The organism is Streptomyces hundungensis, from assembly GCF_003627815.1.
GTDB classification, from domain to species: Bacteria; Actinomycetota; Actinomycetes; order Streptomycetales; family Streptomycetaceae; genus Streptomyces; species Streptomyces hundungensis_A.
In genome coordinates this window covers 5,407,608-5,432,446 of the sequence record NZ_CP032698.1, presented here as the reverse complement: position 1 = coordinate 5,432,446, position 24,839 = coordinate 5,407,608, and the positions used below count along the sequence as shown (strand labels likewise).

Here is a 24,839-nt window from a genome sequence, read left to right as displayed (position 1 = left end):
CCGCGTCAATGGTCTGAACCAAATTGAGGACTAGACCAATCAGCCAACAAACGCGCCTGTCAGCCCCCCACCGCCCGCCCCTGCGGGCCGCCGCCGCCCTATACCACCCCCAACCTTTCACCTCCCCCACCCCGCCCGAGGGGGCCCCTTCGGGCGGGGGCAGCCCCAACCCCGCCAGGGGCACCTACGGCAGGGGGCAGCCCCAACCCCCTTAGGGGCGCGGGGAACTGCGCGAACGGCCGACGGCGGCGTTCAGACGAACCCGAAACAGGCGGGAGCGAACCCGCAGACCGTGCGGGGCTGGTCGCGCAGTTCCTCGCGCCCCTAAGGGGGTTGGCAGAGTCGAGCCCCCCTAGACCGCCGGAGGCATGTCGTAGGCGTTGGCGATCAGGTCGTAGGAGCGGACCCTCGCCTCGGGGCCATGCGCATTCGCCGTGAGCATCAACTCATCCGCCCCCGTCCGCTTCTGGAGCCCGTCCAGACCCGCCCGCACCTCATCCGCCGTCCCGGAAATCACGTTGGACAGCCAGCTGTCGACGAACTCCCGCTCCAGCGCGCTGAATTGGTACGACTCGGCCTCCTCAGGCGTGGGGACCAGCCCGGGCCGCCCCGTGCGCAGCCGGACCATCGACAGCGCGTTGGTGAGCGTCTGGCGCCTCGCCTCGCGCTCGTCGTCCGCGGCCAGCGCCGAGACCCCGATCACCGCGTACGGCGCGTCCAGAAGCTCCGAGGGCCGGAACGAATCCCGGTAGAGGTCCAGCGCCGGAACCGTGTTCGCCGCCGAGAAGTGGTGGGCGAAGGCGAAGGGAAGCCCGAGCGTGCCGGCCAGGCGGGCGCTGAAGCCGGAGGAGCCGAGCAGCCAGATCGGGGGGCGGGCGGCGGGGCCCTGCACGGGACCCGGCACCGCGTGGATCCGGGCGTAGGGGTGCCCGTCGGGGAAGTCGTCGTCGAGGAACCGGGTCAGCTCGGCGAGCTGCTGCGGGAAGTCCTCGGCGCCCTCGTTCAGCCGGTCCGTGCGGCGCAGCGCCGCGGCCGTCGCCCCGTCGGTGCCGGGCGCCCGCCCGAGCCCGAGGTCGATGCGGCCCGGCGCCATCGCCTCCAGCGTGCCGAACTGCTCGGCGATCACCAGCGGCGCGTGGTTCGGCAGCATCACGCCGCCCGAGCCGAGCCGGATGCGCGAGGTGTGGGCGGCGAGGTGGGCGAGGATCACGGCCGGCGCGGACGAGGCGACGCCCGGCATGGAGTGGTGCTCGGCGACCCAGTGCCGGTGGAAGCCGCGCCGCTCGGCGAGCTTCGCGATCTCCACGCTGGTGCGCAGGGCACGGTTCGCGGTGTAGCCGTTGCCCACCGTGACCAGGTCGAGCACGGACAGGGGTACGGGTGCGGTTCCGGCCGCCGTCCCTCGAATCGCATTCACATCCACCGGTCCGCGCCTCCAGTTCGTCTCGTCGGGTTCGTCCCGTCGGGTTCGTCCCGTCCACGCGCGGTGCGCCTGTGCGCCGTGCGCGGAATGCTGTCCACCACCAAACAGGAGGCACTCTCCGTTTTATTCCGGGACGGGACCTCCCCAGGGCCGGCAGCCGCCCCCCGCGGCAAACCCGGCGGCACCCGGCCATGTGAGCGGACGCCCGCATGGGTACGACCCCAGGCATGACCGAGCCGAGCGAACTCATCGACATGACGGCACGTCACCTCCTGTCCGGCTACCGGGCGGGCACCTTCTCCCCACTGGACGCGACCCGGGCGGTCCTGGCCCGGATCGAGGAGGTGCGGGGCCGCCTCAACGCGTTCGTACGCGTCGACACCGAACCGGCCCTGGCCCAGGCCCGCGCCGCCACCGAGCGCTGGCGGGCGGGAGAGCCCGTGGGGCTCCTCGACGGGGTGCCGGTGTCCGTCAAGGACACCCTGCTCCAGGCCGGAGGCCCGACCCTGAAGGGCTCCAACACCACTTCCGAGCGAGGGAGTTGGCACGAGGACGCGCCCTCGGTCGCACGCCTTCGCGAGCATGGGGCGGTCCTGGTCGGCAAGACGACCACCCCCGAGTTCGGCTGGAAGGGCGTCACCGATTCGCCGCGCACCGGCGTCACCCGCAACCCGTACGACCCCGCGCGGACCGCGGGCGGCTCCAGCGGGGGCAGCGCGGCGGCGGTCGCGGTCGGGGCGGCGCCCCTGTCGCTCGGCACGGACGGCGGGGGCTCGATCCGCATCCCGGCCTCGTTCTGCGGGGTGTTCGGCCTCAAGCCGACGTACGGCCGGGTCCCCCTGCACCCCGCGAGCGCGTTCGGCACCCTGTCGCACGTGGGCCCCATCGCCCGGGACGCGGCGGACCTGGCGCTCCTCCTCGACGTGATCAGCGGGGCCGACCACCGCGACCCGACCGCCCTGGAACCCCCGGCCCACTCCTGTGCGGCGGCTCTCGCCGAGGACGCGGCGGCCGGTGTGAAGGGGCTGCGCATCGCCTACTCGCCCTCCTTCGGCGGCCAGGTCGCGGTGCGCCCGGCGGTGGCCGCGGCGGTGCGGGCCGCGGTGACCCGGCTCGCGGAGCTCGGCGCGTACGTGGAGGAGATGGACCCCGACTTCGCGGACCCGATCGACGCCTTCCACACCCTGTGGAACGCGGGGGCGGCCCGTCTGGTCGCCCAACTGAGCCCAGGACAAAGGGCGTTGCTCGATCCGGGGCTCCGCGCCATCGCGGCCCGCGGCGCGCGGCTCTCCGCCCTCGATCTGCTCGCCGCCCAGGAGGCCCGGATCGAGCTCGGCCGGCGCATGGCCCGCTTCCACCGGCGCTACGACGTCCTCGCGACGCCGACCCTGCCGATCACCGCGTTCGAGGCGGGCCGGGAGGCGCCGGCCGGCCCGGGGCCTCAGCGCTGGACGGGCTGGACGCCGTTCACGTATCCGTTCAACCTGACCCAGCAGCCGGCCGCGACGGTCCCCGTCGGCACGGACGCGGACGGCCTGCCCATCGGCCTCCAACTCATCGCGGCGCGCTACGGGGAGCGGGCCGTGCTGCGGGCCGCGGCGGTCTTCCCCGCCGCCCCGCGCGGGTGAGCCCGGCGGGCGGACCCGCGCACCACCCCGAAAACTGGGGGGCATGGGCCGAGTAAAGGGGGGTAGCCGCGCCGCCATGGCACGAGCTACCTCACGCCCCAGACCCTCCATACCCAGGCGCACCCTGCTCACCGGGGCCGCCGCCGTCGCGCTCACCGGCGCGGCCGCCTGCTCCCGCGTCCCGCAGGGCGACGCGCTCGCGCGCCTGAAGTCGCGGGGCTCGGTACGGCTCGGTATCGCCGGCGAAGTCCCGTACGGGTATGTGAACGAGCAGGGGGAGTTCACCGGTGAGGCCCCCGAACTCGCCAAGGTGATCTTCAAGCGGCTCGGCATCGGCCACGTACAGCCCGTGGCCACCGACTTCTCCTCGCTCATCCCCGGCCTCAACTCCCAGCAGTTCGACGTCGTCTCCGCCGGGATGTACATCAACAAGGAACGCTGCGCCCAGGTCCTCTTCGCCGACCCCGAGTACCAGATGCTGGACGCCTTCCTCGTCCGCAAGGGCAACCCCAAGAACCTGCGCGGCTACGAGGACGTGGTCCGCGCCAAGGCGCGGTTCGCGACCGGCACCGGGTACGCCGAGATCGGCCACGCGGTCGCCGCCGGCTATCCCGAGAAGGACATCGTCATCCTCCAGGACCAGGTCGCGGGCTTGAACGCGGTCGAGTCGGGGCGCGTCGACGTGTTCGCGGGCACCGCGCTCACCGTGCGCGAGGTCGCCAGGAAGAGCGCGAAGGCCGAGGCCACCGAGGCGTTCGCGACCGTCGTCGACGGCAAGAAGAAGATCGACGGCGGCGGCTTCGCCTTCCGCCCCGCCGACGGCGCGCTGCGCGACGCCTTCAACGCCGAGATCCACCGCATGAAACGGAGCGGCGAACTCTTCCGGATCCTGAAGCCCTTCGGCTTCACCCAGGACGAGATGACCACGCTGACCGCCAAGGAGCTGTGCCGATGACGGCGGGACTGTGGCAGCACTGGGTGCTGCCGGGCATCTGGATCACCCTCCAACTCACCGTCTACAGCTCGGCGTTGGCGGCCGTCGTCGCCTTCGGGGTGGGCCTGGCCCGCACCCACCGCTCGCGCCTGGTGCGCTTCCTCGCGGCCGCGTACACGGAGATCTTCCGCGGGACCTCGGCCCTGGTCCTGATGTTCTGGCTGTTCTTCGTGCTGCCGCCGCTCGCGGGATGGCAGCTGGTCCCGATGTGGGCGGCGGTGCTCGCGCTCGGCCTGTCCTACGGCGCGTACGGCGCGGAGATCGTGCGCGGCGCGCTGAACTCGGTGGCACCGGCCCAGCGCGAGGCCGGCATCGCGCTCAGCCTCACCCCCTGGCAGCGGCTGCGGCTCGTGCTGCTGCCGCAGGCGGTGCCGGAGATGATCCCGCCGTTCTGCAACCTGCTGGTCGAACTCCTCAAGGGCACCGCCCTGGTCTCGCTGCTCGGGGTGGGCGACGTGTCCTTCGCGGCGTATCTGGTGCGCCTGGCCACCCAGGACAGCGCCCAGATCTACTCGGTCACCCTCGTCATCTACTTCGTCCTCGCCTTCGCCATCACCCGCGGCATGAAGGCTCTCGAACGCCGCACCAAGGCGAATCTGGGGGTGAGCACACCGTGAACTGGGACTGGTCCGCCGTCTGGGACTTCATGCCGCGCTTCGGGGACGGCGTGCTCACCACGCTTCAGATCCTCGCGCTCGGCTCCCTCATCTCCTTCTCCCTCGGCCTGGTGTGGGCACTGGCCTTCCGGGCCCCGAGCCGCTTCGTGCGCTGGCCGGTCAACCTGATCACGGAGTTCATCCGCACCACCCCCCTCCTGGTGCAGCTCTTCTTCCTCTTCTTCGTGCTGCCGGAGTGGGGCGTGAAGTTCTCGGCCCTGACCACCGGCATCCTCGCGATCGGGCTGCACTACTCGACGTACACCGCACAGGTCTACCGGGCCGGCATCGACGCCGTGCCCAAGGGCCAGTGGGAGGCGGCGACCGCGCTGAGCCTGCCCGCGCACCGCACCTGGTTCGCGGTGATCCTGCCGCAGGCCGTCCGCCGCATCGCGCCCGCGCTCGGCAACTACGTCATCTCCATGCTCAAGGACACCCCGCTGCTCGCCGGGATCAGCGTCCTGGAGATGCTCCAGCAGTCCCGGCTCGCGGGGGCGAGCACCTTCCAGTACACCGAGCCGCTGACCGTCGTCGGCGTCGCCTTCATCCTCATCGCCTATCCGGCTTCGCTGTTCGTACGATCCCTGGAGCGCCGCCTTGTCCGCTGACACCCAGATCGAGATGCCCGTGCAGAACAAGACCGGCGCCGAACTGATCCGCTTCGAGAACGTCACCAAGCGCTTCGGCGACAACACCGTCCTCGACGACCTCTGCTTCAGCGCCCGCAAGGGCAAGCACGTCACCCTGATCGGCCCCTCGGGCTCCGGCAAGACCACGATCCTGCGGCTGCTCATGACCCTGGAGACCCCGGACTCGGGCACCATCCAGGTCAACGGGACGCGCCTTTACCCGGCCGGCGAGAAGGAGCGCAGGGAGGCCCGCAAGAAGATCGGCATGGTCTTCCAGCAGTTCAACCTGTTCCCCAACATGAGCGTGCTGCGCAACATCACCGAGGCGCCGGTGCGGGTGCTGGGCCTCTCCGCCGACGAGGCCGAGGAGCGGGCGCGCGAACTGCTCGACCTGGTGGGCCTCGGCGACAAGCGGGACGCCAAGCCCGCCCAGCTCTCCGGCGGTCAGCAGCAGCGGGTGGCGATCGCGCGGGCCCTGGCGATGCGCCCGGAGGTGCTGCTCCTGGACGAGGTGACCTCCGCGCTCGACCCGGAGCTGGTCGCGGGCGTATTGGACCTGCTGCGCGACATCGCCCGCACCACCGACATCACGATGCTCTGCGTCACCCATGAGATGAGCTTCGCGCGGGACATCTCGGACGAGGTGATGATGTTCGACGCGGGCAAGGTCATCGAATCCGGTCCGCCCGAGAAGATCTTCGGCGACCCCGACCACGAGCGCACCCGGGAGTTCCTCGGCGCGATCGCCTGACCACGCGCCGTGCACGGCGCTGACCTCACGTTCCGGCCATCCGAGCGCCCCCCGATCGTGCCTCTGGCATATGCCACGGTGGCGCGTCCCAGCACAGAGCCCTGGAACGCGCCACCAATCTTGTCAACACCCCCACCAGAAACGGGTCTTGGCGGCTATCGTGGAACGGCAGACCTGCCACCTTCGCAGCTCGACCTGCTAGGGGGAATCCGTGGCGCTGAAACCAGAGCCCACCGCGCCGTTCCATTCGGTGCAGTACGTCCTGCGGGTGCTCGAGGCGATTTCCCGGCACGGCAGTGGCGTCACCGACGTCCAGATCGCCCGCGAGACGGGTCTGCCGACCGCCCATCTGACCTCCATGCTGCTGATGCTGCGCCGCGAGGGCTATGTCGAGCAGGTGGCCGACGGCGCCTATGTGATCGGCGACTCGATGGTCCTGCTCGGGTCGGGCGCCACCCGCCAGGAAGCCCTGGAGACCAAGCTCCAGGAGACCCTCACCTCGCTGCGCGACTCGGTGGGCGCGGCGGTCTACATCAGCCGGTACATCGACGGCGAGGTCAAGATCACCCAGTACGCGGACGGGCCGCGCGCGCCGAAGGTGAACGAGTGGGTCGACTTCAAGTCGGCGGCGCACGCGAGCGCGGTCGGCAAGTGCCTGCTCACCCAGCTCGACCAGAACGGCCGCCGCGACCACCTCTCCCGCCACAAGATCGCCCGGCTCACCTCCCGGACGATCACCAGTGAGCGGGTCCTGTTCTCCAAGCTCGACAGCCAGCCCGCCACCGTGCCCGTCCTCGACCTCCAGGAGTACGCGGTCGGCACGGTCTGCGCGGCCGTTCCCCTGACGGCGGGCTCGGCCGTGGGATGCCTGGCCCTGTCCCTGCCGATCGAGCACGCCCACCGGCTCCGCGCCGCAGCCGACACCCTCAACCGCCGGGCCGCCCCCGTGGTGCTCTCCCTGGCCATCTGAGCGGCCCGCACGCCCGGCCGGGGTGGTCGGAAGCACCCTGCGGGAGCAGGTAGTATTTTCTCTGTCAGCAGGCGCCGCTAGCTCAGTTGGTTAGAGCAGCTGACTCTTAATCAGCGGGTCCGGGGTTCGAGTCCCTGGCGGCGCACGTCTGTGACCAGGGCGTTCTCCCTTCGGGGAGGACGCCCTTGGTCCTTTTCGGGGCGAGTGCCCTCGCCCCGAGCCGGTGCCCGTGCCTTCGCCCCGAGCCGGTGCCCGTGCGTTCCCTTGCCGAGGCCGGTCTAGCCCGGGCTGAAGCTGACCCGGACGGCCGCGTCCGCCGGCAGGACGAGCACGCTGCCGGAGGACGGCTCCCAGTCCCCGGGGATGAGGAACATCCGGCCGTTGGATTCCGCGAGAAGGCGCAGCTCCTGGTAGCGGAACCGGAACCGTTGGCGCGGGTCGGTCGCAGCCAGGGTCGTCTCGCGTACGCGACCCCGCGCCCGGCGCCGGTCACGCCCCTGGCGAACGCGGGGACTTCGCGCGGGCTTCCCCGTACGCGTGGTCGAGGCGCGTGTGACGCTGGGCGCCCTGGACACCACCGCTTCCCGGAGGGACCCGCAATGACGCAGACCCCGTACGCCTGGATGGGCGGCCAGGCCGCCCTGGAGCGCCTCACCGAAGTGTTCTACCGGCAGGTCCACAAGGACCCCCTGCTCGCTCCGGTCTTCGCGCACGCGAGTCCCGAGCATCCCCATCTCGTGGCGGTGTGGCTCGCCGAGGTGTTCGGCGGGCCGGCCGAGTACAGCGCGCAGCACGGCGGCCACGCCCACATGGCGACCATGCACAAGGGGCACGGCGTCACCGAGGAGCAACGTCGGCGCTGGGTCGAGCTGTTGATGGACGCCGCCGACGAGGCGGAGCTGCCGGACGACCCCGAGTTCCGTGCCGTCTTCGCGTACTACATCGAGTGGGGCACCCGGATGGCACTGGTCTACTCCGGCCCCAACCCGCCCCCGGCGTCGGCCGACGTACCCGTCCCGAAGTGGGGCTGGAACCAGACCCCACCCTGGGAGCCGGCCGGCTGACAACGGAAGATTCCGCCGCATAAAGGACCGTCGACACGATCCATACGAACGTCTTAAACGCTAGTACTAGACAAGCGTTTAAGACGCTCGTACATTGCTGTCATGACGAACGCGACGAGCACCACAGCGAGCACCACCACCGGCGCGGGACTGCGCGCCGGGCGCAGGGAATGGACGGCCTTCGTCGTCCTCCTGCTGCCTCTCCTCCTCGTTTCGATGGACGTCTCCGTCCTGTACTTCGCGCTCCCCTCCATCAGCCGCGAGCTCGACCCCTCCGCCACCCAGCAGCTGTGGATCATCGATGTGTACGCCTTCGCGCTCGCCGGGCTGCTCATCACGATGGGCTCGCTCGGCGACCGGATCGGCCGCCGCAAACTGCTCATGATCGGAGCCGCCGCCTTCGGTCTCGCCTCGGTGACCGCCGCGTACGCCACCAGCGCGGACATGCTCATCGCCTCCCGTGCGCTGCTCGGCGTCGGCGGAGCCACCCTGATGCCCTCGACGATGGGCCTGGTCCGCAACATGTTCCGCGACGACAAGCAGCGCGGGCAGGCCATCGGCATCTGGTCCGGCGCGATGGCGGGCGGGATCGCGCTCGGCTCGGTGCTCAGCGGGGTCATGCTGGAACACCTGTGGTGGGGCTCGGTCTTCCTGATCAACGTGCCCGCGATGGTGCTGCTCCTGATCCTGGCGCCCCTGCTGGTACCGGAGTTCAAGGACCCGGCCCCGGGCAGGTTCGACCTGCTCGGCGTGCCGCTGTCGATGGGCGCGGTGCTGCCGGTGGTGTACGGGCTCAAGGAGTTCGCGGTCGACGGCTTCTCCACGACGAGCACGGTCTGTGTCGCGGTGGGCCTGCTCCTCGGTGCCGTGTTCGTACGCCGTCAACTCACCCGGCGCGACGCGATGATCAGCCGTGAACTCTTCCGCCCGGGCCGTGGCTTCGGCGCCGCGATCTCGCTCAACAGCGTCGCCGCGTTCGCCATGATGGGCTCGGCCTACTTCACCACCCAGTACCTCCAGTCGGTGCTCGACATGAGCAGCCTGCGGGCCGCCCTGTGGAGCGTCGCCCCCTCGCTCGCCATCGGCGCCACCGCCCCGGCCGCGTCCGCCGTGGCGCAGAAGGTGAACCGGGCCTACGTCATCGCCGCCGGCTTCGCCATCGGCGCCCTCGGATTCGCCCTGATGGCGCTCGCCGGAACCGACTCACTGTGGACGGTGCTGGCCGGCACGGCGGTCATGGGCATGGGCATCGTGACGGTGATGGCCCTGGTCTCCGACATGGCCCTGGCCTCCGCCCCGGCCGAGAAGGCGGGCTCGGCGGCCTCGCTCCTGGAGACCGGCCAGGAGTTCGGCGGGGCGCTCGGCATGGCGGTGCTCGGCTCGATCGGCACTGCGGTCTACCGCTCCGACATGCCCGCCTCGGCCCCGGCCGCGGCCCGCGAAACCCTGGGGGCGGCCGTCGCCGGCGCCGACCGGGCACTGGCCACCGTCGCCAGGGACGCGTTCGTGGACGGCATGCAGTACGCGGCCGTCGGCGGCACGCTGCTCCTGGTGCTCGCGGCGGTGCTGGCGGCGGGGATGCTGCGGGGCCCCGCGGCGGCGGCGAAGGCGGCGGCCGAGGCGCAGGGGGAGGCGCGGGGGGAGGCGCGGGGTGAGGCCGTGGCGGGCGAGGAGGTTGTCGGGGGCCGGGTCGCGGAAGCGGTGAGGTGACCGCGCGGACGCGCCGCCGTACCTGCCGCCGTACCTGCGCCGTACATCCCGCCCGTACATCCCGAAGGGCCGGTCATCTCCGCGATGACCGGCCCTTCGGGATACGTAGCGCCTAAACACGCCCAAACGCGTCCACTAGGCCACGCGCCTGGCCTCAACTACCCAACATGCTAAGGACAGTTGCGGCCTGGTGATCGGCGCCGAGACGGTTCGGGTGGAAGGAGACGGCGGGCCCCACCGGGTGGGTGGAGAGCGGCAGTAGACCCTCGACCCACCTGATGCCGTCGGGCGCGCACACGTCGTGGCCCACACTCCCCCGGTACGTGTCGACGAAGGTGGCCCCGCCCTCGCGCGCGGCGGAGGCGAGCATGCCGTTCAACTCCCTGAGCCGGGCGCCGAACCAGGCGAGGTCCTCGTCGAGGATCGGCACCACCGGGTAGCACCCGTGGTCGTCGGCGACCCCGGCGAGATAGTCCACGACCAGCACGGTGGCCCGGGGCGAGCGCTGGTGAATACCCGCCAGCACGCCACTGATCCGGGACTTGGCGCCGGCGATCCGCTGGGACATCAGATCCCTGCCACCGGGCCCGGCGAACCTCGTCCGGCACGGCTGGGCCAGCGGGGCGGGCAGCGGGTTGAGACACCCGAGAGCGGTGTCGGCGAGACCGACGTCATTGCCGCCGATGCCGACGGTGACGAGGTCGGTGGTAGGGGTGAGCCGGTCGAACTGGGCCGGGTTCACGCCCTGCGCGAGCAGCGGTACGTGGCCGACGTTCTGCGGCGCCGTCATCTCCACGGTGGTGGCACCCCCACACGTGGCATCCCGAAACACCCGCACGCCGAGCCGGGCGGCAACCTGCTTGGGGTAGTTCCAGGCGCTCTGGGCACAGCCGGAGGGGGCGTAGGTGTGGTCGATCCCGAGCACGGTGACATCGGCGGACCAGGAGTCGCCGAGGGCGACGTATTCGTGGAAGTCGGGGGTGGGGCTGATGTGGGGGGTGCTGGGCAAGGGGATGGCCGGGGCCGGGGTGGGGGTGCTCAGGAGGGTGGAGGTTGCGGTGAGCAGGGCGGTGAGGAGGAGGCGGGGGTTCACGGTTCCATCCACGCATTGGGGTGGGGGGTGTGGGGGGATGCTTGCGCACAATTCACCCGTTCCGGGCAGTGTGCGGGGTGCCCTCCGGTCCCTTCCGCCTGTGGGTCGTGCGGGGTTGCTTGCGCAGGGCCCCGCGCCGCCCCTGAACCCGCTCTCGACCTGCGGGCCGCCCGCTTTTTGCGCAGTTCCCCGCGCCCCTTAACCCTCCTTCGTCCTCACACCGTGCGTGGCTGGTCGCGCAGTTCCCCGCGCCCCTAAGAAGTCATCTCATTTGGCGAGTCGGCGGTAGCAGATGAGGGTGCAGGCGATGCTGGTGAAGGCGAGGAAGTGGTCGGCCTTGCGTTCGTAGCGGCGGTGGAGTCGTCGGCAGCCGGCGAGCCAGGCCATGGTGCGTTCCACGGTCCAGCGGTGGCGGCCCAGCCGTTGCGAGGACTCGACTCCCTTGCGGGCGATGCGGTGGGTGATGCCGCGTTCGCGTAACCATTGCCGCAGGTGGGCGTAGTCGTAGCCCTTGTCGGCGTGGAGTTTGCTGGGCTTGCGGCGGCGCGGGCCGCGGCGCGAGCGGATCGGCGGGATGCCCTTCACGAGCGGGATCAGGGCCTGACTGTCGTGCAGGTTGGCCCCGGAGATTCCGACGGATATGGGCAGACCGGACCGTTCGGTGATCAGGTGGATCTTCGAGCCGTACTTGCCCCGGTCGACAGGATTCGGACCCGTCAGGTCCCCCTTTTCAGGGCCCGCATGTTCACCGAGTCGATCGCGCACCTAGACCAGTCCAGTTCGCCGCGGGCGCCGAGTTCGTCGAGGACCAGGCGGTGGAGCTTGGCCCACACTCTGGCCTTCGACCACTCCGAGAACCGCCGGTGGGCGGTCGCTCCGGACGGCCCGAACGACGCCGAAGGCAGCTGCTGCCAGGTACAACCCGACGTGGCCACGAAGACAATCGCGGCCAGCACCTCCCGGTCCCCGTGCCGACGCCGACCACCGCCCTGCGGCCTCGACGGCGCCTCCGGCACCACCCGCTGGAACAACTCCCACAACTCGTCCGGCACCAGACGCTCAACGATCCCCACCATGACTCACAGAATACCGAGTCGCCCAAATGAGATGGCTTCTAAAAGCCCTTCGGCCTGCGGGCCGTGGTCGCTTCTCGCGCAGTTCCCCGCGCCCCTAAAAGCCCTTCGGTCTGCGGGCCGTGGTCGCTTTTCGCGCAGTTCCTCGCGCCCCCAAGAAAACCCGTTTTCGTCTGCGGACCGTGGGTGGCTGGTCGCGCAGTTCCCCGCGCCCCTTAACTACTCGGTGCTGGCCAGCACCTCAGCCCGTCCGGCGATTGAGGACGAGCGCCCTTCAGGCGCGATACGGGGTCTGGGGCGGAGCCCCAGGGGCCGGAACCGACCAGCCCCCGTCACGGGCGGGTGGGTGGGCGAAGTGCCTGGGGTCTGGGGCGGAGCCCCAGGGGGTCAGCCTGTTCAACGCGCTGCACGGGTGGGTGGGCGGGCGGACCCCCGGGGTCTGGGGCGGAGCCCCAGGGGGCCGAACCGTCCAACCCGCCGCACGGGTGGGTGGGTGGGTGGGCGAACCCCCCCGGGACGGGACGTCAGAGCTGGACGTCCGAGCACGCGTAGAACGCGTTACCCGTATCCGCAATCGTCCACACCGCCACCACCACATGCCGCCCACTCCGCCCCGAGGGAATGACCCCCTGGTGCGACAGCGTGCCCGGCGGCTGCTTGCCGCCATACGGCACGATGAGGAACGGCTGCGTGTCGAGCGCCGCCCGGGTCAGCTTCTGGGCCGGGTTCCAGCCCTGCTTGGTGAGGTAGTAGCGGAAGTCCGTCGTCGCATGACGCGCGGTGAACTGCCAGCGGAACGTGTAGCTCTGACCACCCGTCAGCTTGGTCGTGGGCCACCCCGTACCGCCCCGCGGGTCGTCCAGCTCGGCGAATCTGCTGTTGCCGCCGGCGCATATCGCACCGTCGGGGGGTCCGCCCGCCGGGAACCCCTTGGGACCTTCGACGGATTGTGGCTCCCACTGGATGTCGCCACACCCACTGACCGTGCCGTTGGCACAGAGCTTCTGTCGGCTGATCGGCTGGTCGGTGTAGCCGTGGCTGCTCGCACTGCCGGTCGCGAGCAGGGACACGCCGGCGACGGCGAGCCCCACCACAGCGGCACCGAGCCGCTGCTTCTTTCGCATGCTGTCACTCCTGGAGAACGTGGGGGAGTTCCGGGGATGGAGCTGCACGCGCGCGGTAGTTCAGGTTCCGGTCTAGACCAAGTACCAGATTATTGATGGGAGTTGGACGTGTCCAGGCCAAGAACACAACGAGATGAGTCCGAAGGAGCACACCCACCCAGCCGAGGCCGAACACCCGGCCGGGGCGGACCGCCGCACCCCCCAGCCGAGGCAGAACCCTCCGAGGAGGCGCGGCCCACCCCTCACCCCTCACCCCTCCCCCGCCCCCCTCCCCGTGTAGAAGGCCACCGTCAGGTCCTTCACCAGCGCCTTGCGCTCGTAGGCGTCGAGTTCCACCAGACCTCGCGAGGTCAGCCGGTGGACGGTGTCGTCCACCGCGTCCACCACCGAGGTCAGCACCGCGTCCCGGTGCCGGGCGTCGATGGCCGCGACCCGCTGGCGGCGCATCGCCGCCGCCACCTCGGGCGCGTACTCGATCCGGGTCGGCTGCGCCGAGTACAGCTCGATGCCGACCGGTTCCGTCTCCGATTTCAGTACCCGGGTCAACGCGTCCCCGACGGCCTCCACGTCGCGCAGGGTGGGGGCGTCCTCGTGGAAGGCGTCGGCGGGGAGCTGGGAGAGCACCCGGGCCATCGCCGCCTCGACCTGTTCGCGCAGATACCTCTCGTGGTCGGCGACGGCGAGCGTGGCCCGCGCGGTGTCCCGGACCCGCCACACCACCAGCACCACCACCCGCAGCGCCGTGCCGTTGGCGTCGACCACCCCCAACGGCTCGCTGCGCCAGTGCCGGAGCCGCAGGTCGACCCGGCGGCGAAGCAGCAACGGGCTCATCCACACGAGGCCGGTGCGCCGCACGCTGCCCCGGTAGTCGCCGAACAGCGACAGCACCCAGGCATGGCCGACCTGGCCCCGGCCGAGCCCGCCGAAGGCGAGGACCATCACGCTCACCCCGACGGCGAGCAGCCCCCACTGTTCGAGCCGGATCCCCCGGTACGGGTACGCGGGCAGCCGCAGCAACACGGCGAGGCCCGGGGGCAGCACACCCGTCCAGCAGAGCACCGCCGCGCAGCCCGCCAACGCGAGGAGTCCGACGGCGACGGCCACCGGGCCGGCCACCACGGGGCCCGGCCGCTCCGCGATCCGGGGGTCGACGGGCGTCGCGGGTCTGGCCGGCGCGGGGACCGCGGCCCGCGGCCCCGCCTGCCGGGGCGGCCGCGCACCGGGCCGCGCGCCTGACCGGGCGGCCGGCGCCCCCGGACCCGGCCGCTCCCCGCCCCCGAGGCCCGTACCGACCACGTCGGCGCCGGCGCCCGGCACGAGCGGGACGGGCCCGGTGTCGTCGCGGAACAGCAGGTGCACCGGGATCTCGGCCGTGTTCTCACTGCGGATCACCGCCACCCTGCGCCCGGCGTCCACCGGAATGAGCGCGGGACCAGGAGGAACCGCGGGGGCGGCGGGCGCGTCGGGGACGGGCGCGGTCGGGGTACGGGCGGCGGTCGTCGAACCCTGCTCCCCCACACCGGAGTTGGCGAGCTGAGGCAGCGAAATCCGCGCCCCCGCATCCACCCCACCCGCGTCCCCACCCACACCGGGCTCGGGATTGCTCTGCATGCTCATGTTTCCCTCCGTCATGCGAAGAGCCGCCGCCAGGTCTCGGGGCCCGGGTAGCCGTCCGCCTCCGCGCCCGACCAGCCCTGGGCCCGCTGGAACGCCTCGACGTTGCGCCGGTCCGCCTCGCCCCAGCGCGGCCCGGGGCCCGAGGTGTAGTACGTGCCGAAGCCCTTCGCCACGAGCCGGCGCCCGAGCTGGGTGACGTACGGGCTCTCCTGGCCGGGGCGGAAGTAGCTCGGGCCAGGATAGGCGGGGCGCGTCGGCTGGGCGGCCGGAACGGCGGCGGGTGCGGGAGGCGGGGCCTGGAGGGTCGCGGGGATGTCCCGGCCCGCGCCCTGGACGAGCAGCGCCCAGGTCCGCGCCCCGGGGATCCCGTCGGCGTCCGCCCCGGTCCAGCCCTGGGCCTGCTGGAAGGCCCGGGTCGCGTTCTGGTCGGCCGGGCCCCAGCGAGGTCCGGGGCCCTCGGTGTAGAAACGGCTTCCGCCGCGCTTGACCAGCATCTGGCCGACCCGTGTGACATGGCCGTTGACGGCGCCGGGCCCGAACTTCGACGCTCCGGGGAACGCGGCGGCCGAGCTCGCGGTGTCGGCGACGGGCACCGCTCCGCCGGTGGCCGTCGCCACGGCCTTGTACCGGTAGGGCACGTAACTGGCCGAGTCCTTCCAGTACGCGTACGGCGTGGCCTGCTCGCGGGCGTGGGGCGGCGTCTGTTCGTAGGCGGTGTAGTAGGCGTGCGTGGCGTCGGTCCAGCCGCCGAAGATCACGACGTGTGAGCCCTTGTTGGGGTTGGCGGGGTTGTGGAAGAGCAGGATGTCGCCGGGCTGGAGCTCGTCACGCGTTATCCGCACCGCGAACTTCGCCAGGCTTCCCGTCCACTCGTTGGTGCCGAGGTTCCATGCCATCGACACGAAGCCCGAGCAGTCCTGGCGGTAGCCGTCGCTCCAGTACGCCTCCATGTTGTACGGCACCGCGGCGGTCACCCAGGTCTTGGCCCGGTTGATGATCTCGGCCCGGGTGATGGGCGCCAGCGTGGCGGGCTGGTCCGCGGGCCGGCCCGGCGCGCCGTGCAGCCCGCCCCGGCCGCCCTGCTCGGTGGGGGGCCCGGGGTCGGCGGCCCTGTTCGCGCCCGGGCCGTCGGGCACCGGGTGGGGGCTGGCCGCGGCCGCCGTGCCCGTGCTCAGGACCACCGACGCGGCGGTGGCCGCCAGCAGCGCGCGCCGGGCGCCGCCGCTCGCCGCGGGGTGGCCGCCGTCCCGCACCGGGAGCAGCCGGCTCCGCCGCCGGTCGGCGCAGCCGGGGCAGCCGCACGCTCCGGCGGGCTCGTACTCCTCGAACACCGGCCCCGGTGTACTGGCTTCCATGCGCTGCCCCTCCGCTCGTTCCGTTCTCGACGACGTCGACCGTCTTGTCCGCCGACCGTCTTGTCCGCTGCCTTGTCCGCTGCCTTGTCCGCTGCCTTTTCCGCGCTTCGGCCGGGACCGAGGCGTCCCGACTGTCCGCACATGTCGCATTGTGATGGAACGAAAGGGATAAAACGAACATCTGACAGCGTGGCGCTGGTCAAAACCACCCTCCGGAGTCCGGTAAAGTTTTCCAGGTCAGCAGGCGCCGCTAGCTCAGTTGGTTAGAGCAGCTGACTCTTAATCAGCGGGTCCGGGGTTCGAGTCCCTGGCGGCGCACGCACCACCGAGGCCCCCTCGCTCAGGCGAGGGGGCCTCGGTCGTATCCCGGTGCGGACGGCGCCGGCCGTCAGCGCGAGTTGCCCGCCAGGGCCAGGGCGTACTCCGGCCACCAGGCACCCGCGGGCGGCCCGCCCCGGCACGGCCCGTCGGACTCCCCCGGGCGCTTCGCCCACACGTACGCGTCGATCACGCCGCTCGCGGTGTCCGTGGTCGGGCGCTCGCCGAGCGCCCGGCCCGGCGGGTTGCACCAGTTCTCGGCCGGATCTCCCTCGGTGTACGGGCCGTTTCCGTTGCGGCTGGTGTCGATCACGAAGTGCTTGCCCCCGACCTTCGCGGAGAGGCGCTCCCCGAACTCCCGGCTGGCCCCGGTGGTCTGGAAGTTGGACACGTTGACCGCGAACCCGTCGGCGCTCTGGATCCCGGCCCGCCGCAGCGGCTCGTCCAGGGCGTCCGGGGAGCGCCATCCCGCGTTGCCCGCGTCCACGTACACCTTGGTCGCGGGCTGCTGCTTGAGCCGCTCGACGGCCGCCTTCAGCAGGGCGTACCGCGCCGCGTGGAACGGTTCGGGGGTGCAGCCGTCGACGAGGTGCAAGATCGCGTCCGGTTCCAGGACCACCATGGTGGGACGCTCGCCGATGCCTCGGGCCACCTGGTCGACCCAGTCGCGGTAGGCGTCGTCGTCGGGGGCGCCGCCCCGGGAGAACTGGCCGCAGTCGCGGTGCGGGATGTTGTAGAGGACGAGCAGCGCCATCCGCCCGGCCTTCGCCGCGGCCCCGGTGGCGGCGCGCACCGCCCCTTCGGGACGGTCGCCCGCGATCCACGCGCCGACCGGCTGCTCGGCGATCTTCCGGATCAGCGCCGCCCTACCGTCGTCCCCGGCGCGGGTGTACGCGGCGAGCTGGTGGGCGGCCTTGGTGTCCGGGTCGACCCAGAACGGGCCGCCGGACACGGCGAGCGGGGTGGAAGGGGCGCTCGCGGCAGCCGGGGTGTGGCCTTCGCCGGAGCCCCCGCACCCGGCGGCCAGCAGGGCGGTGGCCGCGGCCAGGCCGCCCGCCCGGATCGCGGGCCGCCTTCCGCGATGCGTCCAACTTCCGTACATGCAGGTCCCCTTGAGAAGGTTGAGTCCGTCATTGACCGGGTTGGGCGCCTCCGTCGCCGCGCGGTCGTGGACCGGGTACGGCTCGGCGCGCCCGTCGGACGACTTGGCGTTATCTGGACCTAGGCCCGGGGCGCGCGGCCGTCCTAGAGTGGTGTGGGCGGCCTCCGCCCCGGTCGTCTCATGACCTCCCGACCCCACTGAGCCTCCCGCGACAGTGCCGGGCTTCTCCCGCAGCCCGCGCGCCGGCGGTCGAGGACCGGCCCGGCCGGCGGCTCCGGGGGGAGCGGACCTTCGGCCGGGCCCGGTGCGGCGGGATCGTCCGCCTCCGGCGCCTCGCGGGTCCCACCGGGCGGTCAGGGCTGCGGCGGCTTGGCAGGGGCCGGATCCCTCGCGTCGGTCAGATAGGCCGAGACGACCACGTTCGCCGTGTACGCCTTGGTCGTGCGGTCGTACGTTCCGCCGCAGGTGATCAACCGCAGTTCGGCGCGGCCCGGCTGCCTGGGCCCGTACACCTGGGCCGCGTCGAAGTGGCTGCGGGGGAAGACCTGGACGTCGTCGATGGTGAACTCGGCGATCGTGCCGTCGGCGCCGGTCACCTTGACCTGCTGGCCGGGGCGGACCGCGCTCAGGCCGTAGAACACGGCGGGCCGGCTCTCGGTGTCCACGTGCCCGACGAGCAGGGCCGCGCCGGCCTCGCCCGGCCGGGTGCCGCCGCCGAACCAGCCGACGGTGCCGGCCTGGGCGTACGGGGGCGGGTCGACCGCGCCGCCGGAGTCCAGGCCGCGCGGCACGACCGGCGCGGCCACGCCTATGGAGGGGATCTCCACACGCTGCGGCGTGGCGCCCTTGAGCGGAGCGTGGGCGGGCGGCAGCGGTACGCCGAGCGGCCGGCCCACGGCGGCTATGTCACCGGTGATGGGTGCCGAGGTGCTGCCGGGGCCGTTGGTGACGTCCCGGCCCCACAGCCACAGGCCGAGCAGCAGCACGGCCCAGGCGAGGCCGGTGACCAGCCGCCCACTGCTCCGTGCCGAGGACATGTCAGTCGCCGCCGCGCCGGCGCCGTACGCTGCGCGACGCCACGGCCACCGCCGCGACCGCCGCCAGAGCGAGGCCGATCACCGCGTGCCGGGTGCCGGGGCCCTGCTCCTTCGGCTCCTGCGCGGCGAGCGTCGCCGCTCCTCCGCCGCCCGCGTGCACGGGCCGGAACGGAGTGGGGCGGGAGTGGTCGTCGTGGTGGTCGCCGTGGTGGTCGCCGCGGACCACGGTGAGCCGGCCGCTCGCCTTGCCGTGGCTGTCCTTGCAGGTGACCCAGACGTCGTAGTCACGGTCCTGCGCGTCCGAGCGGATGTGGGCCTTGGCGAAGAGACCGCCGTCGCCGGCGCGGTCGAAGCGGACCTCCGAGTCGAAGGCGTCGGACCCGCCGACCGCCTCGTGGCCGCTGCACACACCGACCCTCAGCTCCACCTCCCCGCCGGGGGCGATGGCGCCGGGGGTCACCCGCACCGATCCGTGCGGCTCGGACTCGGCCACCGCGGGGGACGCGGGCAGCACGGTCAGGGCGGCGGCCGCCACGGCCGCACACAATGTGATGGGACGGATGCGCATCGTGAACCTCCTGTACCCGAGATTCCCGCCTGCTCGCGCATTCCGCATCCCGAGGGCGTGGCGGCTGGGCCGGACGGACCAACCACCACGCCCCCGGAAGGTCAGACCAGCTTCACCAGGTCGGCGATCGAATCGACGATCTTGGACGGCCGGAACGGGTAGGACTCCACGTCCGCGGGCCGGGTGAGCCCGGTCAGGACCAGGAAGGTCTGCATGCCCGCCTCCAGGCCCGCCAGCACATCGGTGTCCATCCGGTCGCCGATCATGGCGCTGGTCTCGGAGTGCGCGCCGATCGCGTTGAGGCCGGTGCGCATCATCAGCGGGTTGGGCTTGCCCGCGAAATACGGCTTCTTGCCGGTCGCCTTGGTGATCAGTGCCGCGACCGCGCCGGTGGCGGGCAGCGGGCCCTCCTGGCTCGGCCCGGTCTCGTCCGGGTTGGTGCAGATGAACCTGGCCCCCGCGTTGATCAGCCGGATCGCCTTGGTGAGCGCCTCGAAGCTGTACGTACGGGTCTCGCCGAGGACGACGTAGTCCGGCTCGTGGTCGGTCAGGACGTATCCGATGTCGTGCAGCGCGGTCGTCAGGCCCGCCTCGCCGATCACGTACGCGGTGCCGCCGGGCCGCTGGTCGTCGAGGAACTTCGCGGTGGCGAGCGCGGAGGTCCAGATGTTCTCGACCGGCACGTCCAGACCCATCCGCATCAGACGGGCGTGCAGGTCGCGCGGGGTGTAGATCGAGTTGTTGGTGAGGACGAGGAAGGGGCGGCCGGACTCCTTCAGCGTCTTGAGGAAGGCGTCCGCACCCGGGATGGGGGTGCCCTCGTGGATCAGGACACCGTCCATGTCGGTGAGCCAGGATTCGATCGGCTTGCGCTCTGCCATGGGTGCGGACTCCTGCGTTCTGCGCGGTCTTCTCGCGCTGATGAGCTTTCAGCTGGGGACTCCGGCGCACCGCACTGTGCGTTGCCGGCGCCCCCAGCCTAGTCAGGAACCCCCGATCCCGACCTGGCCGATCACGCTTCGGCTCAGCGCTTGTCGGCTCTGCTCTTGGTGGCTCAGCGCCTGTCGGTTCAGCTCCTGGTGGCTCAGTTCTTGGTGGCGCTCTTCCAGGCGTCCACGTACTGCGGCAGGTTCTTCGCGATGTCCATCCAGTCCGGCTGGAAGACCTCGACCCCGCGCATCAGCTTGGCGAGCTCGACCGCGGTGGCGTCGGTGGCCTTGATGTCGGTACGGGAGGCGAAGCCGCCGCCGATCTCGCTGACCTGCTTCTGGGCCTGCTCGCTCAGCATGAAGTCGAGGAGCTTCTTGCCGTTGGCGCTGTGCGGGGCGTGGGCGACCAGGCCGGCCGCGTAGGGCAGGCCGAAGGAGGACGGCTTGGCGCCGCCGGAGGTGCCGGGGAACCAGATGCCGAGGTTGGGCATGGTCCGGGACTGGGCGTGGTTCATCTGCACATCGCCGTTGGCGGCGAGCAGTTCGCCCTTGTCGACCTTGGGCGCGAGCTTGCCGGTGGAGGAGGAGGGGCCGACGTTGTTGGCCTGGAGCTTGCGCAGGTACTCCATCGCGGCCTCCTTGCCGCCGAAGTCGTGCATGGCCTTGATGAGCAGGGCGGTACCGTCGCCCGCGACACCGGGCGTGGAGTACTGGATCTTGTTCTTGTACCGGGCGTCCAGGAGCTCCTCCCAGTTCTTGGGGGCCTCCTTGAGCTCCTTCTTGTTGTAGATGAACCCGAAGTAGTTGTTGACGACCGAGGTCCAGGTGCCGTCGGGCGACTTGGCCCCGCCGTCGACCTTGTCGGCGCCCGCCGGTACGTACCTCTGGAGCAGCCCCTTGCCGTCGGCCTGCTGGATGAACGGGGGCAGGGTGATGAGGAGGTCGGCCTGGGTGTTGGACTTCTCGCGCAGGGCGCGCTGCACCATCTCGCCGGAGCCGCCCTCGACGTACTGGACCTTGATGCCGGTCGTCGCCTCGAAGTCCTTGAAGACCCGGTCGTACCAGCCGTCGCCCTTCTCGCCCTTGAGGCCGTCCGCGCTGTAGACGGTGACGGTCTTCGCGTTCTCGTCGGCCGAGGAGGCGCCCGAGCACCCCGAGAGGCCGGCGGCGAGGACGAGGCCGGTGGTGACGGCGGCGAGCGGCTTGAGTACGGGGAGAAGGTTTCTGGGCATGGCGTTCGGGGCTCCTGGTCAGGTGGGCGACAGGTCAGGGGTCAGCGAGCGGGTCGGCGAAGGCGGTGCGTCAGCGGGTCGGCGAGTCGGCGAAAGCGCGGCGTCACCGGGGCACCCGGTCACCGGGTCGCCCGGTCACCGGTACGAGGCCTTGGTGCGGATGCGGGAGACGCCGAGCAGGACGAGCAGCGTCGTTGTCATCAGGACCACGGCGAGGGCCGCGCCGGTGAAGAGGGAGCCGCGGTCGGTGGCCGCGAAGATCCGCACCGGGAGGGTGGTCCAGTCCGGCGGGTAGAGCATCACGGTGGCGCTCAACTCACCCATGGACAGGGCGAAGCAGAGCCCGGCGGCCGCCGTCAGGGACGGCAGCAGCAGCGGCAGCTTCACGCGCCACAGCACCTGGTGCGGCCGCGCGCCGAGACTCGCGGCGGCCTGCTCGTACATCGGGTCGAGACGGCGTACGGCGGCCGAGACCGACTGGTAGGCGAAGGCGGTGACCAGGACGGTGTGGGCCAGGATCACGATCTGGCGCGTCCCGTTGAGCAGGACCGGCGGCTCGGAGAACGCGACGAGCACGGCGAGGCCGACCACCACCGACGGCACCGCCACCGGCAGCACGAACAGGGCGTCCATGAACCGCCGTCCGCCCGTGCCGAGGGCGGCCGCGGCGAGCGCCGCCCATGTGCCGACGACGAGTGCGAGGACGCTCGCGGTGAGCGCGGTGACCAGGCTGGTGGTGAGCGCCTGGAGGGACTCCCCGGTGGTCGCCGCCGCGTAGTGGCCGGTGGTGAACCCGGAGGGCAGGGCGCCGGACCAGTTGGTGGCGAACGACGCGGCCACCACGACGAGCAGCGGCAGCGCGAAGACGGGCAGGAAGAGGACGAAGAAGACGGTTCGCGCGGCCCATCGGCCGCCCCGGCTATGCACCAGCACGGCGGCTCACCACCCGGTAGAGGCCGTACAGGCCGACGGAGATCACGATGTTGACGACGGCGACGACACAGGCGGCCGGGTAGTCGGATTCCAGGATCGCCTTGCCGTAGACGAGCATCGGGAGCGTGGTGACGCCCTTGGCGCCGGTGAACAGCACGATGCCGAACTCGTTGAGACACATCACCAGGACGAGCGAGCCGCCCGCCGCGAGCGCGGGCAGCGCCTCGGGCAGGATCACCCGCCGTACGATCCGGGCCGGGCGCGCCCCCAGCGAGGACGCCACCTCGAGCTGAATGGTGTCCAGTTGGGAGAACGCGGCGAGCAGCGGTCGCATGACGAACGGGGTGAAGTACGTGATCTCCGCGAGCAGGACGCCCCAGGGGGTGGTCAGGAACTGGAAGGGCCCTGTCCCGGTCGTGCCGGTGACGTCGCTCCACAGCCCGTTGGCCATGCCGACGGTGCCGTAGACGAAGAGCAGGGCGAGCGTGATCAGGAAGGACGGGAAGGAGAGGAAGACGTCGATGAACCGGGCCACCACCTTGCCGCCGGGGAACGGCACGAACGCGATGACGAGCGCGAGCACGAAGCCCAGCACGACGCATCCGGCGCTCGCCCCGACCGCGAGCCACACGGTGGTGCCGAGCGCGTCACGGAAGGCGGCCGAGGCGAAGACGTCGGTGTACGCCTGGAGTGAGGTGCCGCCGGTGTCCGGGGAGAGGGACTGGCGCACCACCAGGGCGAGGGGGTAGAGGAAGACGGCCGTCAGCACGGCGACGGGAACGAGCGCCCAGAGCGCGGCGGGGGCCGGGCGGGCGGGGCTAGCCATGGGAGACCCCCGCGGCCAGCAGCACCGCGTCCTCGCGGGCGAAGTGCAGGGTCACCTCGTCGCCGATGGCCGGGGTGACCTTGAGTTCGCGGACGTCCGCCTTCACGCGGTGCCCGGCGACATCGACGTACAGCCGGTGCGTGGAGCCCCGCCACTGCACCTCGGCGACCGTGCCCCGCAGCGCGTTGGGTCCGGCGCCGAGCCCGACCAGGTGCGGGCGCACGCACAGGGTGGCGCTCGACCCCCACGCGGCCTCGTCGGTGGCCACCGAGAGTTCGGTGTCGCCGAACAGCACCGAGCCCGAACCCACCCGCACCGGAAGGAGGTTGGCGTTGCCGACGAACGACGCCGTGAACTCCGTACGGGGCCGGCGGTAGAGGTCCTGCGGGGTTCCGCAGTCCTGGAGGCGGGCCTTGTCCATGACGGCGATGCGGTCGGCCAGGGTGAGCGCCTCCACCTGGTCGTGGGTGACGTACAGGATGGAGACGTCGGGCAACTCCCGGTGCAGCCGGGCGAGTTCGGCGAGCATGCCGGAGCGGAGCTGGGCGTCGAGCGCGGAGAGCGGTTCGTCCAGGAGGAGGACGCCGGGGCGGATGGCGAGCGCGCGGGCGATGGCGACGCGCTGCTGCTGACCGCCGGACAGCTCGCGCGGATAGCGCTTGGCGTAGCCGTCCATGCCGGTCATCGCGAGCGCCTCGGTGACCCGCGCCGCGATCCCCGCCTTGGGAACCCGGTGCGCCTTCAGGCCGAACGCGACATTGTCCTCGACCCTCATGTGCGGGAAGAGCGCGTACTGCTGGACGACCATGCCGATGCCGCGCCGGTGGGGCGGCAGACGGGTCACGTCGCGGTCGCCGAGGAAGATCCGCCCCCGCACCGGCTGGACGAAGCCGGCGACGGCGCGCAGCGCGGTGGTCTTGCCGGATCCGGAAGGCCCGAGCAGGGCCATGACCTCGCCGGGCTCGACGCTCAGGTCGAGCGAGTCGAGGACGACGGCGTGCTGGTAGGCGACGGTGACGCCGTCGAAGCGGATGCCGCCGCGTGGCGCACCCGGCGAGGCGCTCCCGCTCACTGATTCGCCTCCAACTCGGCTATCACGTCCGGGAGTTCGGCGACAGAGACCAGCACATGGGTGGCGCCCGCCGAGAGGAGGGCCGGCTCGTCGTGAGCGCCGGTCAGCACGCCCGCGACCACGCCCGCCCCGGCCCGTACACCGCTGAGCATGTCGTACGAGGTGTCGCCGGCCACCGCGACGCGGCGCACCGAGTCGACCGCGCCGGTGCGCAGGAAGGCGCTGAGCACCATGTCGGGGTAGGGGCGGCCGCGGCCCCCGGCGTCGGCCGGGCACAGGGTGAGCGGGACGAGGTCCCGCCAGCCGAGGGCGGCGAGGATCGCGTCCTGGGTGGCGCGGGCGAAACCGGTGGACAGCACCACGGTCCGACCCTCGAACCTGAGCCGCTCGACGGCCTCGCGGGCGCCGGGGACGGGGGCGAGGAGCCCGCCGTCCACGAGCGAGCCGTATGCCTCCTCGAAGGCGGCGTTGGCGGCCTGCGCCTTCGTCTCGTCGCCGAAGAGGTGACGGAAGACGGAGATCTTGGATTCGCCCATGGTGGCGCGGACGTGATCGAGCATGGTGGCGTGCTCGGCGGAGCCGGGCTCGACGCCCAGGCGCGCGGCGGCGCGAGCGAAGGCCCGCTCCACGAGCCCGCCGTCGGCGACGGTGGTGCCCGCCATGTCAAGGACGACCAGACCGTATGTGCTCACTTCACTTGCGTTCACGCCACTTGCGTTCACTTCACTCAACTCC

23 protein-coding genes, 2 tRNA genes and 1 pseudogene are annotated in these 24,839 nt (G+C 71.8%); 10 read left to right on the top strand and 16 right to left on the bottom strand.

The features are described 5' to 3' along the window. Positions 1-352 precede the first annotated feature (352 nt). A complete protein-coding gene (locus tag DWB77_RS24115; protein ID WP_120723227.1) occupies positions 353-1,423 on the bottom strand; it encodes an LLM class flavin-dependent oxidoreductase in 1,071 nt (356 codons plus the stop codon). 227 nt (positions 1,424-1,650) lie between these two features. Between DWB77_RS24115 and DWB77_RS24110 the strand changes: the two genes are divergently transcribed. The 7 genes from DWB77_RS24110 to DWB77_RS24080 all read left to right on the top strand — a co-directional run bounded on the left by DWB77_RS24110 (position 1,651) and on the right by DWB77_RS24080 (position 7,196). Beyond that, positions 1,651-3,051, top strand: coding sequence for an amidase (locus DWB77_RS24110; protein ID WP_120723226.1), 1,401 nt, complete (start codon positions 1,651-1,653; stop codon positions 3,049-3,051). A 76-nt stretch (positions 3,052-3,127) separates the two neighbouring features. Continuing rightward, entirely contained in the window at positions 3,128-4,006 is an 879-nt protein-coding gene (gene ehuB, locus DWB77_RS24105; protein WP_120723225.1) for an ectoine/hydroxyectoine ABC transporter substrate-binding protein EhuB, read from the top strand. Then, entirely contained in the window at positions 4,003-4,662 is a 660-nt protein-coding gene (gene ehuC / locus DWB77_RS24100; RefSeq protein ID WP_120723224.1) for an ectoine/hydroxyectoine ABC transporter permease subunit EhuC, read from the top strand. Before ehuB ends, ehuC begins: the two co-directional genes overlap by 4 nt. Continuing rightward, positions 4,659-5,309 (top strand): ectoine/hydroxyectoine ABC transporter permease subunit EhuD, encoded by a 651-nt coding sequence (gene ehuD, locus DWB77_RS24095; protein ID WP_120723223.1) that lies wholly within the window; start codon positions 4,659-4,661, stop codon positions 5,307-5,309. Before ehuC ends, ehuD begins: the two co-directional genes overlap by 4 nt. 13 nt (positions 5,310-5,322) lie before the next feature. Then, positions 5,323-6,081: an amino acid ABC transporter ATP-binding protein gene (locus DWB77_RS24090; protein ID WP_120728169.1), complete on the top strand. Its 759-nt coding sequence runs from the start codon at positions 5,323-5,325 to the stop codon at positions 6,079-6,081. Positions 6,082-6,292: 211 nt separating this feature from the next. Next, positions 6,293-7,051 (top strand): IclR family transcriptional regulator, encoded by a 759-nt coding sequence (locus DWB77_RS24085; protein ID WP_120723222.1) that lies wholly within the window; start codon positions 6,293-6,295, stop codon positions 7,049-7,051. Between the two features lie 71 nt (positions 7,052-7,122). Beyond that, positions 7,123-7,196: transfer RNA gene (locus DWB77_RS24080), tRNA-Lys, on the top strand. A 133-nt stretch (positions 7,197-7,329) separates the two neighbouring features. Here the strand turns inward: DWB77_RS24080 and DWB77_RS37950 are convergent. Further along, complete coding sequence (locus tag DWB77_RS37950; RefSeq protein WP_162952604.1) at positions 7,330-7,626, bottom strand: hypothetical protein; 297 nt, start codon at positions 7,624-7,626, stop codon at positions 7,330-7,332. A gap of 24 nt (positions 7,627-7,650) precedes the next feature. Between DWB77_RS37950 and DWB77_RS24075 the strand changes: the two genes are divergently transcribed. Then, positions 7,651-8,115, top strand: coding sequence for a group II truncated hemoglobin (locus DWB77_RS24075; RefSeq protein ID WP_120723221.1), 465 nt, complete (start codon positions 7,651-7,653; stop codon positions 8,113-8,115). Between the two features lie 102 nt (positions 8,116-8,217). Next, entirely contained in the window at positions 8,218-9,825 is a 1,608-nt protein-coding gene (locus tag DWB77_RS24070) for an MFS transporter (protein ID WP_120723220.1), read from the top strand. 154 nt (positions 9,826-9,979) lie between these two features. On the opposite strand, the gene DWB77_RS24065 is transcribed toward DWB77_RS24070, so the two are convergent. The 5 genes and pseudogenes from DWB77_RS24065 to DWB77_RS24045 all read right to left on the bottom strand — a co-directional run bounded on the left by DWB77_RS24065 (position 9,980) and on the right by DWB77_RS24045 (position 16,087). Continuing rightward, entirely contained in the window at positions 9,980-10,918 is a 939-nt protein-coding gene (locus DWB77_RS24065) for an SGNH/GDSL hydrolase family protein (RefSeq protein ID WP_120723219.1), read from the bottom strand. A 267-nt stretch (positions 10,919-11,185) separates the two neighbouring features. Next, positions 11,186-11,994 (bottom strand): IS5 family transposase gene (locus DWB77_RS24060; RefSeq protein ID WP_246033784.1). Its coding sequence is split into 2 segments (ribosomal slippage): positions 11,186-11,646 and positions 11,646-11,994, totalling 810 coding nucleotides; the frame shifts between segments, so codons are not numbered across the junction. 521 nt (positions 11,995-12,515) lie between these two features. Beyond that, positions 12,516-13,115 (bottom strand): lytic polysaccharide monooxygenase auxiliary activity family 9 protein, encoded by a 600-nt coding sequence (locus DWB77_RS24055; RefSeq protein WP_120723218.1) that lies wholly within the window; start codon positions 13,113-13,115, stop codon positions 12,516-12,518. A 249-nt stretch (positions 13,116-13,364) separates the two neighbouring features. Further along, positions 13,365-14,714, bottom strand: a pseudogene (locus tag DWB77_RS24050) (SPFH domain-containing protein); the annotation flags it as partial. A gap of 29 nt (positions 14,715-14,743) precedes the next feature. After that, on the bottom strand, positions 14,744-16,087 hold the full coding sequence (locus DWB77_RS24045; protein ID WP_120723216.1) for a peptidoglycan-binding protein: 1,344 nt from the start codon (positions 16,085-16,087) through the stop codon (positions 14,744-14,746). A gap of 244 nt (positions 16,088-16,331) precedes the next feature. On the opposite strand from DWB77_RS24045, the gene DWB77_RS24040 reads away from it, so the two are divergent. Next, a tRNA-Lys gene (locus tag DWB77_RS24040) sits at positions 16,332-16,405 on the top strand. Positions 16,406-16,475: 70 nt separating this feature from the next. Here DWB77_RS24040 and DWB77_RS24035 read toward each other — a convergent pair. The 9 genes from DWB77_RS24035 to DWB77_RS23995 form a co-directional block, all read right to left on the bottom strand. Continuing rightward, entirely contained in the window at positions 16,476-17,507 is a 1,032-nt protein-coding gene (locus DWB77_RS24035) for a glycoside hydrolase family 6 protein (protein WP_120723215.1), read from the bottom strand. Between the two features lie 353 nt (positions 17,508-17,860). After that, entirely contained in the window at positions 17,861-18,544 is a 684-nt protein-coding gene (locus tag DWB77_RS24030) for a class F sortase (protein ID WP_120723214.1), read from the bottom strand. 1 nt (position 18,545) lies between these two features. Continuing rightward, on the bottom strand, positions 18,546-19,112 hold the full coding sequence (locus tag DWB77_RS24025; RefSeq protein ID WP_120723213.1) for a hypothetical protein: 567 nt from the start codon (positions 19,110-19,112) through the stop codon (positions 18,546-18,548). A 101-nt stretch (positions 19,113-19,213) separates the two neighbouring features. Continuing rightward, positions 19,214-19,993, bottom strand: coding sequence for an HAD-IIA family hydrolase (locus DWB77_RS24020; RefSeq protein WP_120723212.1), 780 nt, complete (start codon positions 19,991-19,993; stop codon positions 19,214-19,216). 203 nt (positions 19,994-20,196) lie between these two features. Then, positions 20,197-21,273, bottom strand: a complete 1,077-nt coding sequence (locus DWB77_RS24015; protein ID WP_120723211.1) for a 2-aminoethylphosphonate ABC transporter substrate-binding protein — start codon at positions 21,271-21,273, stop codon at positions 20,197-20,199. Between the two features lie 135 nt (positions 21,274-21,408). Further along, complete coding sequence (locus tag DWB77_RS24010) at positions 21,409-22,206, bottom strand: ABC transporter permease (protein WP_120723210.1); 798 nt, start codon at positions 22,204-22,206, stop codon at positions 21,409-21,411. Next, positions 22,193-23,032, bottom strand: a complete 840-nt coding sequence (locus DWB77_RS24005) for a 2-aminoethylphosphonate ABC transporter permease subunit (RefSeq protein WP_120723209.1) — start codon at positions 23,030-23,032, stop codon at positions 22,193-22,195. Before DWB77_RS24005 ends, DWB77_RS24010 begins: the two co-directional genes overlap by 14 nt. Further along, on the bottom strand, positions 23,025-24,104 hold the full coding sequence (locus DWB77_RS24000) for an ABC transporter ATP-binding protein (protein WP_120723208.1): 1,080 nt from the start codon (positions 24,102-24,104) through the stop codon (positions 23,025-23,027). The genes DWB77_RS24005 and DWB77_RS24000 overlap by 8 nt, the downstream gene beginning before the upstream one ends. Next, positions 24,101-24,811 carry a phosphonatase-like hydrolase gene (locus tag DWB77_RS23995; RefSeq protein WP_281280028.1) on the bottom strand — a complete coding sequence of 237 codons (711 nt, stop codon included), beginning with the start codon at positions 24,809-24,811 and terminating at the stop codon, positions 24,101-24,103. Before DWB77_RS23995 ends, DWB77_RS24000 begins: the two co-directional genes overlap by 4 nt. Positions 24,812-24,839 lie beyond the last annotated feature (28 nt).